At 34.1% G+C, this 15,912-nt stretch carries 16 protein-coding genes and 1 tRNA gene; 10 read left to right on the top strand and 7 right to left on the bottom strand.

The annotated features are described in order from the left end of the window. Positions 1-152: 152 nt before the first annotated feature. The gene (locus RNZ47_RS02915; protein WP_311936114.1) at positions 153-686 is read left to right on the top strand and encodes an OmpA family protein; all 534 of its coding nucleotides are present in this window, start codon (positions 153-155) and stop codon (positions 684-686) included. Positions 687-799: 113 nt separating this feature from the next. Here RNZ47_RS02915 and RNZ47_RS02910 read toward each other — a convergent pair whose 3' ends face one another. From RNZ47_RS02910 to rpiB, 3 genes are all read right to left on the bottom strand, one after another. Continuing rightward, positions 800-1,243, bottom strand: a complete 444-nt coding sequence (locus RNZ47_RS02910) for a GNAT family N-acetyltransferase (RefSeq protein ID WP_311936111.1) — start codon at positions 1,241-1,243, stop codon at positions 800-802. Positions 1,244-1,356: 113 nt separating this feature from the next. Beyond that, a complete protein-coding gene (locus tag RNZ47_RS02905) occupies positions 1,357-2,274 on the bottom strand; it encodes a cation diffusion facilitator family transporter (RefSeq protein WP_311936109.1) in 918 nt (305 codons plus the stop codon). After that, positions 2,275-2,709 carry a ribose 5-phosphate isomerase B gene (gene rpiB / locus RNZ47_RS02900; RefSeq protein ID WP_311936104.1) on the bottom strand — a complete coding sequence of 145 codons (435 nt, stop codon included), beginning with the start codon at positions 2,707-2,709 and terminating at the stop codon, positions 2,275-2,277. Between the two features lie 634 nt (positions 2,710-3,343). On the opposite strand from rpiB, the gene rnr reads away from it, so the two are divergent. The 4 genes from rnr to RNZ47_RS02880 all read left to right on the top strand — a co-directional run bounded on the left by rnr (position 3,344) and on the right by RNZ47_RS02880 (position 7,545). Then, positions 3,344-5,542, top strand: a complete 2,199-nt coding sequence (gene rnr, locus RNZ47_RS02895) for a ribonuclease R (RefSeq protein ID WP_311936101.1) — start codon at positions 3,344-3,346, stop codon at positions 5,540-5,542. Between the two features lie 80 nt (positions 5,543-5,622). Next, the gene (locus RNZ47_RS02890; protein ID WP_311936097.1) at positions 5,623-5,922 is read left to right on the top strand and encodes a YbjQ family protein; all 300 of its coding nucleotides are present in this window, start codon (positions 5,623-5,625) and stop codon (positions 5,920-5,922) included. Positions 5,923-6,054: 132 nt separating this feature from the next. Further along, a complete protein-coding gene (locus RNZ47_RS02885) occupies positions 6,055-6,729 on the top strand; it encodes a head GIN domain-containing protein (RefSeq protein ID WP_311936094.1) in 675 nt (224 codons plus the stop codon). A 120-nt stretch (positions 6,730-6,849) separates the two neighbouring features. Then, complete coding sequence (locus RNZ47_RS02880) at positions 6,850-7,545, top strand: LysE family translocator (protein ID WP_311936091.1); 696 nt, start codon at positions 6,850-6,852, stop codon at positions 7,543-7,545. Between the two features lie 426 nt (positions 7,546-7,971). Here RNZ47_RS02880 and RNZ47_RS02875 read toward each other — a convergent pair. Together RNZ47_RS02875 and folB are read right to left on the bottom strand one after the other, a co-directional pair. Beyond that, positions 7,972-8,042: transfer RNA gene (locus RNZ47_RS02875), tRNA-Cys, on the bottom strand. Between the two features lie 39 nt (positions 8,043-8,081). Then, entirely contained in the window at positions 8,082-8,453 is a 372-nt protein-coding gene (folB, locus tag RNZ47_RS02870; RefSeq protein ID WP_311936088.1) for a dihydroneopterin aldolase, read from the bottom strand. Positions 8,454-8,551: 98 nt separating this feature from the next. On the opposite strand from folB, the gene RNZ47_RS02865 reads away from it, so the two are divergent. From RNZ47_RS02865 to RNZ47_RS02855, 3 genes are all read left to right on the top strand, one after another. Beyond that, positions 8,552-10,570, top strand: a complete 2,019-nt coding sequence (locus RNZ47_RS02865) for a glutamine--tRNA ligase/YqeY domain fusion protein (RefSeq protein WP_311936085.1) — start codon at positions 8,552-8,554, stop codon at positions 10,568-10,570. Positions 10,571-10,655: 85 nt separating this feature from the next. Next, positions 10,656-11,135, top strand: coding sequence for a DUF1761 domain-containing protein (locus tag RNZ47_RS02860; protein ID WP_376717815.1), 480 nt, complete (start codon positions 10,656-10,658; stop codon positions 11,133-11,135). Positions 11,136-11,201: 66 nt separating this feature from the next. Further along, the gene (locus tag RNZ47_RS02855; RefSeq protein WP_311936078.1) at positions 11,202-12,359 is read left to right on the top strand and encodes a GNAT family N-acetyltransferase; all 1,158 of its coding nucleotides are present in this window, start codon (positions 11,202-11,204) and stop codon (positions 12,357-12,359) included. A gap of 6 nt (positions 12,360-12,365) precedes the next feature. On the opposite strand, the gene RNZ47_RS02850 is transcribed toward RNZ47_RS02855, so the two are convergent. Beyond that, positions 12,366-12,857 (bottom strand): YdcF family protein, encoded by a 492-nt coding sequence (locus RNZ47_RS02850; RefSeq protein ID WP_311936075.1) that lies wholly within the window; start codon positions 12,855-12,857, stop codon positions 12,366-12,368. Between the two features lie 66 nt (positions 12,858-12,923). Next, the gene (locus RNZ47_RS02845) at positions 12,924-13,847 is read right to left on the bottom strand and encodes an SPFH domain-containing protein (RefSeq protein WP_311936073.1); all 924 of its coding nucleotides are present in this window, start codon (positions 13,845-13,847) and stop codon (positions 12,924-12,926) included. A gap of 74 nt (positions 13,848-13,921) precedes the next feature. Between RNZ47_RS02845 and RNZ47_RS02840 the strand changes: the two genes are divergently transcribed. Beyond that, a complete protein-coding gene (locus RNZ47_RS02840; RefSeq protein ID WP_311936069.1) occupies positions 13,922-14,611 on the top strand; it encodes a porin family protein in 690 nt (229 codons plus the stop codon). A gap of 238 nt (positions 14,612-14,849) precedes the next feature. Then, positions 14,850-15,893, top strand: coding sequence for an aspartate--ammonia ligase (gene asnA, locus RNZ47_RS02835; RefSeq protein WP_311936066.1), 1,044 nt, complete (start codon positions 14,850-14,852; stop codon positions 15,891-15,893). Positions 15,894-15,912: the final 19 nt, after the last annotated feature.

Raw genomic sequence — 15,912 nt, 5'->3', positions numbered from 1 at the left:
CGATTAACACTCTGTTTTGTCGGTATTAGCGTGTGCTTCATCTAAGTTCGTGTATTTTAACCAAATAAATTTGAGAATAGTCTAAAAATTTCGTGCTAAAATCTTTGTTGCTATAGGTTTGGGGTACCCAATAAATAACAAATCTATTGAACATGAAAAAAATTACTTTATTATTCGTTTTAATTTTTACATTAAATAATGTTTTTGCATCAGATCATGTAAAAGAAGACAATCTACAAAAGACAAATACTGATAATAAAAAAGAAGCAGCTACAACAAATAACTCCAAATTAATAGCTGGTTCTTTTTACGGTGAAGACTTATCAGAAGGAGATTTAGTTAGCTTAAAAAACCTAAAGTTTAAAACAGGATATCGTTATTTAACGCCAGAATCTAAAGACGTTTTAAAAGAATTAGCTGAATTTTTAGTTCAACGTACAGATATTTACTTTACAATAAATGGTCATGTTTGTTGTACCAGTGGAGGAATTGATGCTAAAAATAAAGAAACAGGAATTGCAAACTTAAGTATTGTAAGAGCAAAATACATTCGTGATTATTTAGTAAAGTATGGTGTAGATGCTAAAAGAGTTAGATATAGAGGTTTAGCTGGAAAATATAACTTAGAAGAAGAAGGAAGAGTAGACTTATATATTAGACGTGTTGCTGATGTTTTATACTACTAACTAATTGAAAAACCGACCGTATAAAATTGCTAGTAATGTACATTTTAAAAATCTGAATACATTTAAAAAAATCTTCGCTTTATTTTTAAAACACAATTGTAAAAAAGGTTTATTTATTGGAACACCATAACAATATGAGGTATATTATCTTCAAGATATTCATCACCAATAGCCTTAAAACCTAAATTATTATAAAATTTATTCAAATATGTTTGAGCCGAAATTTTAATTTTTGTTTCATTAAAATGATTTTTCACGGCCTCAATTGAAGCTTTCATTATAGCATATCCATATTTATATTGGCGTTCGTTTTTTGCAACCACTACACGACCAATACTGGCTTCATCAAAATAATAACCTGGTTTAAAAATACGCGTGTAAGCTATTATTTTATCATTTTTAATACCTAAAACATGCAGTGCTTTTTCGTCTTTTCCATCTAAATCTTGATACACACAATCTTGCTCCACTACAAAAACTTCGCTACGTAATTGTAATAAATAGTACAACTCGTCGATTGATAATTCTTGGAATTTTTTAACTTTTATTTCTAACATGAAATTCGTTATTGTGAGTTTTTTTAAGGCGTAAAAATATTTTTAACTCATCTTATTTTAAACTATTTTAAACAGATTACCACGTCGTAAACTTCTTGGAATGACGTTTTAATTTAATCTTGAACGATAACATCTTTCGCATCATCTTTTCCAAATTCCGGTTGGATATTTACGTGGTTGATACCGTATTTATCCAACAAAAAATCTTCAATTTTATGTAAAATAATATCAAATTGAGATAGGGTTATATCTTCTTTAAAATCGATGTGTGCTTCCAAATGAATTTCATCTTCGTTCAGTTGCCAAATGTGTACATGATGTACATTTTTAATGTTCTCAAAGGTATTGATTTCATCTACTATTTTATGGATAGGCGTTGAATCTGGTGTAAATAACATGAGTACTTTAGTGGAATCCTTTAGCAAATCAAAACCCATCCAAATTAAATAAACCGCAATAGCAAAAGTAAGCACACTATCTACCCAAAATAATTGGTAGTATTTCATAAGCAACCCACCGATAAAAACCGCAACACTCGCCATCATATCGGTTAATAAATGGAGGTAGGCGCTTTTCATGTTCATATTGGATTCAGCATCTTTTTTCAATAAAAGAACACTAAAACCGTTTCCTAAAATAGCGATTAAAGACAACCAAATCACTAAATTAGATTCGATTTCCTGTGGGTTTTGAAAACGTTCAACCGCTTCAATAATCAACAAAACAGCAACAATAATTAAGGTGGCTGCATTTATAAAAGCCGCTAATATTTCGGCCCTTTTATACCCAAATGTTTTTTTAAATGAAGCTTTTCGTTTTGATAGTTTATCGGCTACATAACTAATAATAAGCGAAATAACATCGCTAAAATTATGCAGCGCATCGCTTAAAAGTGCCAAACTGCCAGACATTAAACCGCCAACAACCTGAGCTATTGTTATAGCTATATTTAATAAAATGGATATAAAAAGATTGCGTCCTTTTAAGTCGGGATGTGCATGTGTGTGATTATGAGAATGGTGATGACCCATTTAACACGATAATGGAATTTTATCTACCCTATTTTGATGTCTACCACCTTCAAACTCGGTATTTAAAAACGTATCAACCATCTCAACAGCTTGATGTATAGCAGTAAATCGTGCAGGAATACACAAAACATTAGCGTTATTATGCTGTCTGGTTAACGTTGCTATTTCTTTATTCCAACATAAACCAGCGCGAATTTTTTGGTGTTTGTTAGCTGTCATCGCAACACCGTTGGCGCTACCGCAAATTAGTATTCCGAATGTGGATTTGTTAGTTTCAACAGCTTCGGCAACCGGATGTACAAAATCTGGATAATCTACGCTATCGCTAGCATCGGTCCCAAAATTAATAACAGTATAACCTTTGGTTTCTAAATGTTTTTTTATAGCGAATTTATAATCGGTCCCCGCGTGATCGTTTCCTATAGCAATTGTCATTTTTTATATATTAGTTTGTAATAACACAAAGGTAATAATAATTAACATTGTCAATTACTATATTCATTACTTGTTAATAAGTGTTCATTATTTTTTAAAAGAAAAACATGGTATATCCAATTAATTTTACAAGCAAAAACCCATGTCAATCCACCAAAAATTTAAGTCACTTTTTTTAGCAATGTTATGAGATTAAAAAATGGTACCTATAAACATGAAATTTTAAAAAGTTATGAGTAAAACACTGTTAATTTTGGTTGTTAACAACTGTGCATATAAAATTTAAATCAGCTAAATATTAAAGTTTTAAGGACAAATAGTATGTTAATAAACTATTAATAGAATGCTATTGTAATACCATCAAAATAAAACGTAAAAAAGTTATACCGCTATTAACACACTATAATAACCATCATTTATTTTTTTAAATTTTAAAAGAAAAATTATTATATAATATATAATGTGGATAAGTTGAATTTACCTAAGCTTAACATTAAAAAAATGCTATTTAATATTAAAACCCTAACTTTGCACAAAACAAATAGCGATCTTCTCCTAAAAACAAAGCTATTTAATAACAAAATTTTCTCCCGACACTTCGGGATTGGAAATTAAAATGATTACAAAAAATTAAATGACAAGAAAGAAAAAAGGGAAATCCAAAAATAAAGGCATTTCCAACTTAACAAATACCATTCTAAGTATTTTAAAAAAAGATAGAAACCAATCATTCAACTACAAACAAATTGCTGCAAAACTTGGTGTAAACGATGCGAGCAGCAGAAATCAAATTATAAAAAAATTACGCGATTTACAAGGAAAACAGGAAATTGAAGAGGTTGAGCGCGGTAAGTATAAAGCCATTGTAAATACCGAATATCACATAGGTAAATTAGATTTGGCCGCAAAAGGAAATGGTTATATAATTTCCGAAGATTTTGATGATGATGTGTTTATTGCATCAAACAATATCAATAAAGCCCTAAACGGCGATGAAGTAGAATTTTATGTTTATAAACGACGTAAGCGCGGAAATCTAGAAGGCGAAATAACAAATATCATCAAACGCGAAAAAAGCGAATATGTTGGCGTTATTCAAATTCAAGAGAAAAAGAACTTTGCCTTTGTAGTGGCGGATAGCAATAAAATGTACAAAGACATTTTTGTGCCTATTGATAAAATCAATAAAGCTGAAAATGGCGATAAAGTATTGGTAAAACTTGAAGATTGGCCGGAAAAAGCCGATTCTCCTTACGGAAAGGTCATTCAGGTTTTGGGCAAACCGGGAGATCATAATACCGAGATACATGCCATACTTGCAGAATATGGATTACCACACGATTTTCCCCAGGAAGTTGAAGATTTTGCTAATAAAATAGACACGTCAATTACTCAAGAAGAAATAGCAAAACGACGCGATATGCGTCAGGATTTAACCTTTACTATCGACCCTAAAGACGCTAAAGATTTTGATGATGCCCTATCATTTAAAATGTTGGAAAACGGTTTGTACGAAATAGGTATTCATATCGCCGATGTATCACATTATGTGCAAGAAGGTACTATTTTAGATGATGAAGCTTACGAGCGCGCCACCTCGGTTTATTTAGTCGATAGAGTGGTACCTATGTTACCAGAAGTATTATCGAATAATGCCTGTTCGTTACGTCCGCACGAAGAAAAGTATACCTTTTCTGCAGTGTTTCAAATGAATGATGCCTGCGATGTTAAAAACCAATGGTTTGGCAGAACAGTAACCTATAGCGATGCCCGTTTTGCTTACGAAGAAGCACAGGCTGTAATTGAATCTAAAACCAACACGATTCCCGCAGAAGTTTCATTAACAGGAAAAACTTATAAAACAGATCAAGCCATTGCAGATGCTATATTAAAAATGGACGAATTAGCTAAAAAAATGCGTCGTAAACGTATGAGTTCTGGAGCCATTTCGTTTGATAAAGTAGAAGTAAAATTTGATTTGGACGAAGAAGCAAATCCAATAGGGGTGTTCTTTAAAACCAGTAAAGATGCTAATAAAATGATTGAAGAATTCATGTTATTGGCCAATAAAAAAGTAGCTGAGTTTATAGGTAAACAATCACCAAAAAAGACTTTTGTATATCGTGTGCACGACAAACCGGACGATAGCAAATTATCTAATTTACAAAGTATTGTTTCTAAATTTGGGTATAAACTTAATTTTAAAGACCGTAAAACAACATCGGCATCACTTAATAATTTATTAAAGGAAGTCAATGGGAAAAAAGAACAAAATTTAGTTGATACGCTTACCATTCGAAGCATGAGCAAAGCCGAATATACCACGAATAATATTGGGCATTACGGATTGGCTTTCGATTATTACAGTCATTTTACATCGCCCATTCGAAGGTATCCCGATGTGATGTCGCATCGCTTGTTACAACACTATTTAGATGGCGGAAAATCGGCTAACGAAGCTATTTACGAAGATAAATGCAACCATTCCAGCAACATGGAAAATTTGGCCACTAAAGCTGAACGCGATTCTATAAAATACATGCAAATTAAGTTTATGGAAGACCATAAAGATGAAGCATTTGTAGGCGTAATTTCAGGGGTAACCGATTGGGGAATTTACGTAGAAATTATTTCAAATAAATGCGAAGGCATGGTAAGTGTTCGCGATATGAAAGACGATCATTACGCCTTCGATCAAGACCAATACGCCATGGTTGGCAGAAATACCAAAACCATGTATCAGCTGGGAGATGAAGTTGTTGTAAAAGTTAAAAACACCGATTTGGTCAAAAAACACCTCGATTTTAATCTTATCGGAAAACATGAAAATTAATTTAATTTAGCTATAGTTTAAGTTCGGATATAAGCTTTTTTAAAAAGCACAATGAATTATACTAATATAAAATACAACCCATGATACTAACAACAACAAACACCATTGAAGGGCATAGCATTCAAGATTATTTAGGTATTGTAACAGGAATTAGTGTAAATATGCCAAAAGCAACGTTTTCATTTAAAATGGAAAAATATTACCAATCTTACGAAGTAAAAATCAATGATGTTAAAGAAGACGCCTTTCAAAAACTTAGAGATAACGCCATTAAACTAAAAGCCAATGCTGTAGTGGGCATTAGGGTAGATGTTGAAACTTCACCAACATCGGGCTTAATATTTGTTTCCATTACAGGAACCGCTGTTAAGGCTGTTTAATTTTCTACTCATCTTTTTCTATTTCCTAAAAAGTCAAGATGAGTTCATTATAAAATTTTCATAAATAAAGTAACAACGGAATAATTATTGATAATTTTACGTTTAATAAAAAAACAATTAATAAAAATGTTTATGAAACGTATAGTAACAATTCTCGCTATTTGTATTTCAACACTTTCAATGGCCCAAAAACCCATAGAAAAATCAATTGGTGAATTTTCAGAACTTAAAGTCTACGATTTAATTGAAGTAGAGCTCATTAAGGCTAATGAAAACAAAGTGGTTATTTCAGGAAAAAACAGAAGTAGCGTTTTGGTTAATAACAAAAACGGAAAGCTAAAGATTAAAATGAATTTAGAAGAAATTTTTGATGGCAATAACACAACGGTAAAATTATACTACACCAATGTTGACGTTATAGATGTTAACGAAGGCGCACTGGTGCACTCCAATGATAAAATAAAACAATTCGAGATAAATTTAAAAGCCCAAGAAGGTGGCAAAATAGACGTTAAATTAAATGTAAATTATGCTAATATTAAATCGGTTACAGGCGGCGTAATTACCACGGATGGAAAATCGGAAAATCAAAAAATATCGCTATTAACCGGTGGTGTTTATAAAGGCGAATCCTTAAAAACGAAAAACACCGAAGTTGCCATTAGAGCAGCAGGTAAAGCTTATATAAATGCATCCAAATTAGCAGAGATTAAAATACGGGCTGGAGGCGACGTCTTTATTTATGGCGATCCGGAATATGTAAATGAAAGTCGAGTATTTGGTGGTCGTGTAAAGCGAATGAATTAAAATACAATACATTATAAATTTTAAACCCACTGTTTACAGTGGGTTTTCTTTTAAATAGTGAGCAAAGCTATTAAATAATCATAAAATATTTCTTTACTTTGTGTAAAGCTTCTCTCAATTATGTTTGATGATATTTTAACAGCAGTTCCATTTGGTATTATACTTGCCTTTACCATAGGTCCTGTATTTTTTGTGCTTTTGGAAACTAGTGCAACAAAAGGTTTTAAAAGTGCATTGATTTTTGATTGCGGCGTTATGTTTGCCGATGTTTTATTTATTCTCGTTGCGTTTTACAGTACAAATAGGCTGTTGGAAAAAGTAAAAGACGACCCTGGGTTTTTAATTTTTGGTGGTGTTTTACTGGTTACTTATGGTATCATTTCATTTGTAAAAACCTCAAAGTCTTTTCGGGAAATAGTAAGGGAATACCATAAAATTCAAATAAAAAAAGGTTACGGTAAATTATTCCTTAAAGGGTTTTTACTCAACTTTATCAATATTGGCGTGTTGTTGGGCTGGATCGCTTTTATTGTATTGGCAAACTCATTAACCGAAACCAAAACTGGGGTTATCACTTTTTTATCAACTATATTAATCGTTTATTTTTTAGTGGATTTGGTTAAAATAGCTATTGCAAAAAAACTGAGAAACAGGCTAACGCCCAGGCTCATTTTTAAATCTAAAAAAATAATAGCATTGGTTATTCTCGGGTTTGGTATTTTGCTATTGGTTCAAGGTTTTTTTCCAAATGAAAAGGAAATGATAAAAGAACGATTGGAACAAATCAACCCTATAAAAGATAGGCTTTCAGAATAAGTAAAAATCTTGTATTAGTACGGTATTATTTTTTGGGCGTTACCACAACCCTTCGACTGCGCTCAGGGCATGTGGTCGGGCTATTCGCTGCAAGTCCTCGCTACCTGCGTCGCTGTGGGCTTTCCACTGCTATCCCTAACGCAATTTACAGCGTAATTCAACAGTTTACAAACATTCAAAAACCCTTAAGTTCAATCGAAATGAATTCCTCAAGGCTATGCCTAGGAGTTTCCATTGTCCCGAAATTCCGGGAGTCATTCTCAAAAAATTAATAATCTAAAATAACTTCAAAGGTAGTGCTTGAAGGCTCTTAGAGGCGTCGAGCGGATTCAAATATATTCATTAGAAGGTTTTGCGCTACTTTAATATAATTTTTTCTAAAAATTTAAAATAAAAAAACCTCCAAGTTTCCTTGAAGGTTTTTAGAGGCGTCGAGCGGATTCGAACCGCTGTAGAAGGTTTTGCAGACCTCTGCCTAGCCACTCGGCCACGACGCCTTAATCGTTTGCAAATGTAAAAAAAATAAACTTTTTACACTACTTGTCTTTGGTTTTTCTTTTATCACTCATTTTTATAGTTACTCTTGCCACATCCCCACCAATTGGCGGATTTAGTTTGCTTACCCAAACGGTGGCTTTTTCAACTAATTTATCTTCTGCAAAAATTCTATTTAAAATACGTTTTGCTACCGTTTCAAGCAAATGGGATGGCTTTTCCATTTCCTCTTTTATAATCCTGTTTAAAAAAACATAGTCCACCGTGTCTGTTAATTTATCCGTTTTTGCAGATTCCTGTAAATTGGCTTTAACCTGTAAGTCCACACGATAATCACTTCCAATTTTGGTTTCTTCCTTTAAGCAACCATGGTAAGCGAATACACGAATATTTTCAACTTTTATAATTCCCATGAGGTTCATTTTAAGTCGTCAAAATTACCTAATTTTGCACAATAATTTGTTTAATATCATTAGTTTTTAAAAGCTAATACATAGCGTTGTAAATTTTTATGTCTGAAGAAAAAAAATCACTTAACTTTTTAGAGCAAATCATAGAAGAAGATTTAGCTAACGGCATGTCGAAAAACGATTTGCGCTTCCGCTTTCCACCCGAACCCAATGGTTATTTGCATATTGGGCATACTAAAGCAATTGGAATAAGTTTTGGTTTGGGCGAAAAATACAATGCGCCGGTAAACCTTCGTTTTGATGATACCAATCCCGCAAAAGAAGAGCAAGAGTATGTTGATGCTATAAAGCGTGATATTGAGTGGTTAGGGTATACTTGGGCTAACGAGCTGTATTCTTCAGATTATTTTCAACAACTTTACGATTGGGCCGTTTTGCTTATTAAAGACGGAAAGGCCTATGTAGATTCGCAATCTAGTGAAGCCATGGCCGAACAAAAAGGCACGCCAACCCAACCAGGAGTGGATGGCCCTTATAGAAATAGAACTGTTGCCGAAAATTTAGACCTTTTTGAACGCATGAAAAATGGCGAATTTGAAGCTGGGTCACACATTTTACGCGCTAAAATTGATATGCAGCACACCAATATGCTCATGCGCGACCCGATTATGTACCGTATTTTAAAGAAGCACCATCACAGAACAGGAAATGATTGGTGTATTTACCCGATGTACGACTGGACGCATGGCGAAAGCGATTATATTGAACAAATATCACACTCTTTATGCTCGCTTGAATTTAAGCCTCATAGAGAGCTTTATAATTGGTTTAAACACGAAGTGTACGCTTACAGCAAAAACAAATACCCATTGTTGCCCAAGCAACGTGAGTTTGCCCGTTTAAATTTAAGTTATACCATAATGAGCAAACGCAAGTTGCTTCAATTGGTTGAAGATGGTGTTGTAAGCGGTTGGGACGATCCGAGAATGCCTACCATCTCTGGCTTGCGCCGTCGCGGATATACCCCAAATGCTATTAGAAAATTTGTTGAAACCGTTGGTGTGGCAAAACGCGACAATGTGATTGATGTGTCGCTTTTAGAGTTTTGTATTCGCGAAGATTTAAACAAAACAGCGCCTCGGGTTATGGCGGTTTTAAACCCTGTTAAGCTTGTAATTACCAACTATCCGGAAGACAAAGTGGAATGGATGGAAGCCGAAAACAATCAAGAAGATGAAAGTGCAGGTTTTAGAAAAGTGCCGTTTTCTCGTGAACTCTATATTGAAAAAGAAGATTTTAAAGAAGAGGCTGGGAATAAGTTTTTCAGACTGAAATTAGGTGGCGAAGTCCGACTAAAAAATGCTTATATTATTAAAGCGGAAAGTGTTGTAAAAGACACCCGCGGAAACATTACTGAAATTCGTTGTACCTATACCGAAGACACTACTAAAAAAGTAAAGGGCACCTTGCATTGGGTGTCTATAAATCATGCGATTAAGGCTGAAGTTAGAGAATACGATAGGCTGTTTATGGACGAAGCTCCAGATAGTCATCAAGATAAAAACTATATGGATTTTATCAATCCAAATTCATTAAAAATCATTGAAGCTTTTGTCGAGCCAAGTTTGAAAGAAGCTCAAATAGGCGATAGGTTTCAGTTTCAACGTTTAGGTTATTTTAATGTTGATGACGATTCTATTTCAGAAAAATTAGTATTCAATAAAACGGTTGGTTTACGAGATTCTTGGGCGAAGCAATCCCGAAGTGTCGAGACTAAAAATAAAACCAATCAAAACCAAGCGAAACCCCAACAACAAAATAACCGTCCGGCGATTGAACAAATAAAATCGTACGGTAAAAAATACGATAGATTACCAGAAGATGCACGGGAAAAGGCCAAAGCAGAAATTATAGAATTGGCAAAACACGTGGCTTATGATGATTTAGAACCGCTGTTCAACACATCTGTTAAAAAATCCGGAACACGAATTATTACCATGATTACACTCGGAGTTTTGTTAAAAAACGGCTTGAAAAAAAATGAGGCTATAAATGCGTTTATTTCAAAAGCTTTAGACGATAAAAATGCGTTATTGGTTGCTGAGGCTAAGCAAGTGTAACACCCATTAAAGTGTTAAAAAAAAATACGTGATTAATATTTTTACCTATATTTAAGTTCTAACTATAAAACTAAAATATATGGAAATGCCAATTAACCCCATAGCAATCCCAATTGCTGCAGTTGCTGCACTGGTTGTAGGATTTATATGGTACAACCCAAAAGTATTTGGAAACGCATGGATGCAAGCTTCTGGAATGACGGAAGAAAAAATTAAAGGCGGAAATATGGCCAAAATATTTGGATTAGCCTTGTTTTTTGCAGCCTTATTAGCCGTACAGCTTATGCAAATGACCAATCACCAATGGGGCGCCTTAGGAATGGTTGGTGGAGATCCAACCATAGCTTTACCGTCATTTGAAGCGTTTATGGCAGATTACGGAACGGCTTACAGAACCTTTAAACACGGTGCGTTTCATGGCACACTGGCAGGAATTTTTGTAGCGCTTCCCATTATTGGAACCAATGCCTTATTTGAACGCAAAAGCGCCAAATACATTTTTATAAATGCAGGATATTGGATTGTTACGCTTGCGGTTATGGGCGCTATCCTTTGTGGTATGTAAAATTTTGTAATTTTTTAACACATTTAAAGACTGAGGTATTTAACTTCGGTCTTTTTTCTTTTTGTATTGATACACTATAAAATCTATAACACGGTTAGTCAGCTTCCAAATTCTTGGGATGCTTTACCAAATAACGATATTTTCTTAAAAACCTATTTTTTAAAAGGGCTTGAGCTATCGTCGCCTTATAACATTACACCCTATTATTTGGGCGTTTTTAAAAATGAAAAATTAGTTGGCATTGCTATAATTAAGCGTGTGGAAATGTATGCCGATGATATTTTTAGAAACAATAAAAGCCCAACATTAAAGCAATTGGCCAAACAATTGGTTTCTAAAATTATAAAAGGAAACGCCTTAATTGTTGGTAGCTTAATGCATACGGGGCAACACGGAATTTATTATAACCCCCAAGACATATCGCAAAAAGATTATTTGAATCAGCTTGAAAAATCACTACAAGATTTAACGGCCAGAATCAAATCTGAGTTTAATAAAAAGATACGCATTATTGCTTTTAAAGATTATTTTGAAAACGATACCATTCATAAAAGCCCTGAATTCTTCAAAAGGAATAATTTGTACAAAGTCCAGGTACAACCCAACATGGTACTTTCAATTTCAGAAAATTGGAAATCGCCTGAAGACTACGTATCGTCATTAAATAAAAAATACAAAAGGCGTTACAAAACGGCTCGAAAAAAGGTATCGAACATAGCTTGTAAAGAACTAAACGAAGATTTTATCAAGGCAAATTCCGAAATCCTTTTTGAATTATATGAAACCGTTTCGGATAATGCCAGAGTCAATTCCTTTAAACTACACAAATCGCATTTTTATAATTTAAAAGTCAGTTTAGGCGAAAAGCTTAAAGTTTTTGGTTTCTTTTTAAATGAAGATTTGATTGGGTTTTATACCTTAATTTTGAATAACGACGTTTTGGAAACCTACTTTTTAGGCTATAATAAAGAGCTGCAGCACAAGCATCAAATGTATTTGAATATGCTGTTTAACATGGCATTTTTTGGTATTGAAAACGGCTTTAAAACCATTGTATATGCCAGAACTGCTATGGAAATTAAAAGCTCTATTGGCGCAAAACCCAAAACGATGCATGTGTATTTAAAGCACACCAATAATTTTATAGCGAACACCATTTTAAAGTGCATTGTAAAATACATGAACCCGATTAGAAAATGGGAAGAGCGGCATCCGTTTAGCTAATCTAAATTAATAGTATAACCCATTATTTATTATGGATTTCATCGCTTTTTTTTCATGGGCAACCAATTTATTGTAAGCTACTATACTTAGATTAGATTCCACTCCATGAAACTTCAATTCAAAAGATTTTAAAACTTCATTAAAAATTAACTTTACGCGTGCTAAGTGGTAATCGGAAGTAATAATAGTTAAACCTACATGGTTTAATTTTTCAACAATGGGCTTTATTTTTACGGCATCGTCAACCGTATTTGATGAAATAGCGTGCTCTAAAAAAGCATCTTTTAAAACTCCTTTTTTAAGTAGATATGCTTTTGCATAATAGGCGTGAGGTTTAGGGGATGTATTAAAATGATTGCCCCAACCGCCAGTGCAAAGCACAAGGTTTTCTTTTGAAAATATGTTTGCACAAAAATCCAATCTACTTGTAGAAATGGCACTTAATTCCCCTTTTGGGGAATTTGGAGATCCTAAAACGATTAAAACGGTTTTTTTCATGCGCTTGAGCAATGTAAAAACCCTCTAAAAATAAATTCAGAGGGTTGATTTTATAAATAGAATATCTTATTCTTTTTTCTTCCTAGCTTCTTTCATGGCCTCCCCAATTTGATTGCTCGCAGCAAAACTAGCAACCATATCGTTTAGCATATTGCTTCCGGCCTGTGGCGCATTGGGTAAAAGAATTAAATTACTATTGGTTTCTTCACCTAAAGATTGAAGGGTATCGTAGTGCTGTGTAACCACAATTAACGCCGAAGCTTCCTGACTGTTAATGCCAACGCGATTTAAAACCTCGACAGATTCCTCTAAACCACGCGCAATTTCGCGACGCTGGTCTGCAATACCTTGACCTTGCAAACGTTTGCTTTCGGCTTCGGCTTTTGCTTTTTCAACAATTAAAATACGCTGTGCATCACCCTCAAATTGGGCTGCGATTTTTTCACGTTCGGAAGCATTAATTCTATTCATTGCCTGTTTTACCTGCGCATCCGGATCAATATCGGTAACCAGGGTTTTTATAATATCAAAACCGTAATCGGACATGGCGTCGTTCAATTCAGCTTTTACGGCCAATGCAATATCATCTTTTTTCACAAAAACATCATCCAATTTCATTTTTGGTACCTCGGCACGCACCACATCAAATACATAAGAGGTAATTTGGTCGTGTGGATAATCTAATTTATAAAACGCATCGTACACTTTATCACGAATTACCTTGTATTGCACCGATACTTTTAAACGCACAAATACATCGTCCAGTGTTTTGGTTTCGATAATAACATCCAATTGCTGAATTTTTAAGCTTAAACGACCGGCAATTCTATCTACTAAAGGGATTTTTAGCTGCAAACCAGACTGACGAATACTATGGAATTTACCAAAGCGTTCTATAATGGCAGCCGTTTGTTGTTTAACAACGAAGAAAGCAGAGATTAATATGATTAATCCGAAGATAATAATGGGAATAAAAAGAAAATTGTTCATGGAAATATTTTTAATGGTTAAGAAAATGAACTACTAATTTAAGCTATATTTGAATATTTAACCCTAAATAAGCAATGAATAATAACGGATATTTCTTATTAGTAGCACTAACACTGTGTTTTGTTACAAAAAGCTTTTCTCAAAAAGGAAATTATCGCATACAAAATGGCTTTGGAATTGGTGGAGGAATCACCCAATTTGATATAACCACAGATAATTTTATAACCAAATCGTCCAATGGATTTTTGGGCGGTATGTCTTCAACCGTTAATATTCCTACCAGATGGTACGATATTAGTTTTGGGATGCAACTCTCTGAAAACCGAATTGAAATTTCTGCGAGACCAACGCCGTTAAGCAACAGTAATCCGGACGAATTTATTGCGTATAAAATGTTTGCCGCCCAAGTGGCAATGTTGATGCATATTAAAGTGATTCCGGATTATTTAACCATCGATTTGGGGCCGATGTTGCAATACAACGGAAAATTGGAACTTAAAGATGACACTAAAAAAGGCTACTACATCAATAATTATAACCTTTTAACCGCCGAAGACATCACAACTATTTCCCAGTTTAACGTCAATGGTGCTATTGGTGCATCGGTTGGCATTAAAAACTTTAAGCTAAAAGCCCAATATATTTACGGATTTACCAATATTTTAAAGAAATTAAATTCTGAAAATGTGGATGTTTCCGGTGGAACCCCTCGTTTTAAGGGTAATCAAACGATGTTGGTTTTGGGCGGAATAATTTCGTTTTAACTTTTTTTCGGCATCTTTATTGCGCCACTTTTTAAACCTGCTTAAAATTAAATAGACCTGTTTTATTTATTTCCCTTCATAATTTATAACCTAAAACACATAAAACTGCATTTTTTCAATTTTAACGGTCGAATTTTTAAGTATTTCCCATTCACCAAGGTTTTGATATTCATTCTATTTATCGCATTTTTGTGCCATAAATACCGAGTCGCTAATCAACTAATTTAATATGAACACCATGGGTTATAAATTACAAACTCCAAAAGGATACTTTCCGCAATTAAATATACAAGAGACAGAGCAAGCCATTAAATTGATTAAGGATTTTTTTGAGCTTAGTTTATCTTCGGAATTGCGATTAAGAAGAATCACAGCGCCGTTGTTCGTGAAAAAGGGGTCTGGAATTAATGATGATTTAAGTGGGATAGAGCGCCCTGTTTCCTTTCCTATAAAATCGATGAATGACGCTGAAGCTGAAATCGTGCATTCGCTGGCAAAATGGAAAAGATTGGCCTTGGCCGAATTAGGCATCGAGTCGGGCTATGGCGTATATACAGATATGAATGCCATTCGTCCGGACGAAGTATTTACAAATATACATTCTATATATGTAGATCAGTGGGACTGGGAACGCGTCGTTACTAACGAAGAACGAAATATTGATTTTCTTAAACACGTTGTTACTAAAATTTATAGCGTTTTAAGAAGGGTAGAATATGTGGTATTTGAAAATTACCCACAATTAAAACCCGTTCTTCCTAATAAAATCACATTTATTCACACCCAAGAATTAGCAGAACAATACCCCGATCTTACGCCTGATGAAAGAGAAACCGAAGCCACAAAAAAGCACGGTGCCGTATTTATAATTGGAATTGGAGCGCAACTTCCGGAAGGGCGAAAGCACGATGGAAGAGCACCAGATTACGACGATTGGAGTACCGAAACCGGAAATGGTAATAAAGGCTTAAATGGAGATATCCTGCTTTGGAACCCTGTACTTGAGCGCGCATTTGAGATTTCGTCGATGGGGATTCGAGTTGATAAAGATGCCTTAAATAAACAATTGGCCATAGAAAAAGCTGAAAACAGAAAAGAATTAATGTGGCATAAAATGCTGCTTAATGATAAATTGCCACTATCTATTGGTGGTGGTATTGGGCAATCGCGTTTATGTATGTTTTTCTTAAAAAAAGCGCATATAGGCGAAATACAAACCAGTATCTGGCCCGAAGAAATGATTGAAAAATGTAAACAGGCCAATATTCCTATTTTAAAATAAGACTTAACACATTTAAATA

The organism is Hwangdonia seohaensis, from assembly GCF_031932625.1.
GTDB classification, from domain to species: domain Bacteria; phylum Bacteroidota; class Bacteroidia; order Flavobacteriales; family Flavobacteriaceae; genus Hwangdonia; species Hwangdonia seohaensis.
This window is presented reverse-complemented; position numbering and strand designations above follow the sequence as displayed.

Coding starts and splice junctions, on each gene's coding strand:
- RNZ47_RS02915 (WP_311936114.1), top strand. CDS start 153: ATGAAAAAAATTACTTTATTATTCGTTTTAATTTTTACATTAAATAAT.
- RNZ47_RS02910 (WP_311936111.1), bottom strand. CDS start 1,243: ATGTTAGAAATAAAAGTTAAAAAATTCCAAGAATTATCAATCGACGAG.
- RNZ47_RS02905 (WP_311936109.1), bottom strand. CDS start 2,274: ATGGGTCATCACCATTCTCATAATCACACACATGCACATCCCGACTTA.
- rpiB (WP_311936104.1), bottom strand. CDS start 2,709: ATGACAATTGCTATAGGAAACGATCACGCGGGGACCGATTATAAATTC.
- rnr (WP_311936101.1), top strand. CDS start 3,344: ATGACAAGAAAGAAAAAAGGGAAATCCAAAAATAAAGGCATTTCCAAC.
- RNZ47_RS02890 (WP_311936097.1), top strand. CDS start 5,623: ATGATACTAACAACAACAAACACCATTGAAGGGCATAGCATTCAAGAT.
- RNZ47_RS02885 (WP_311936094.1), top strand. CDS start 6,055: ATGAAACGTATAGTAACAATTCTCGCTATTTGTATTTCAACACTTTCA.
- RNZ47_RS02880 (WP_311936091.1), top strand. CDS start 6,850: ATGTTTGATGATATTTTAACAGCAGTTCCATTTGGTATTATACTTGCC.
- folB (WP_311936088.1), bottom strand. CDS start 8,453: ATGGGAATTATAAAAGTTGAAAATATTCGTGTATTCGCTTACCATGGT.
- RNZ47_RS02865 (WP_311936085.1), top strand. CDS start 8,552: ATGTCTGAAGAAAAAAAATCACTTAACTTTTTAGAGCAAATCATAGAA.
- RNZ47_RS02860 (WP_376717815.1), top strand. CDS start 10,656: ATGCCAATTAACCCCATAGCAATCCCAATTGCTGCAGTTGCTGCACTG.
- RNZ47_RS02850 (WP_311936075.1), bottom strand. CDS start 12,857: ATGAAAAAAACCGTTTTAATCGTTTTAGGATCTCCAAATTCCCCAAAA.
- RNZ47_RS02845 (WP_311936073.1), bottom strand. CDS start 13,847: ATGAACAATTTTCTTTTTATTCCCATTATTATCTTCGGATTAATCATA.
- RNZ47_RS02840 (WP_311936069.1), top strand. CDS start 13,922: ATGAATAATAACGGATATTTCTTATTAGTAGCACTAACACTGTGTTTT.
- asnA (WP_311936066.1), top strand. CDS start 14,850: ATGGGTTATAAATTACAAACTCCAAAAGGATACTTTCCGCAATTAAAT.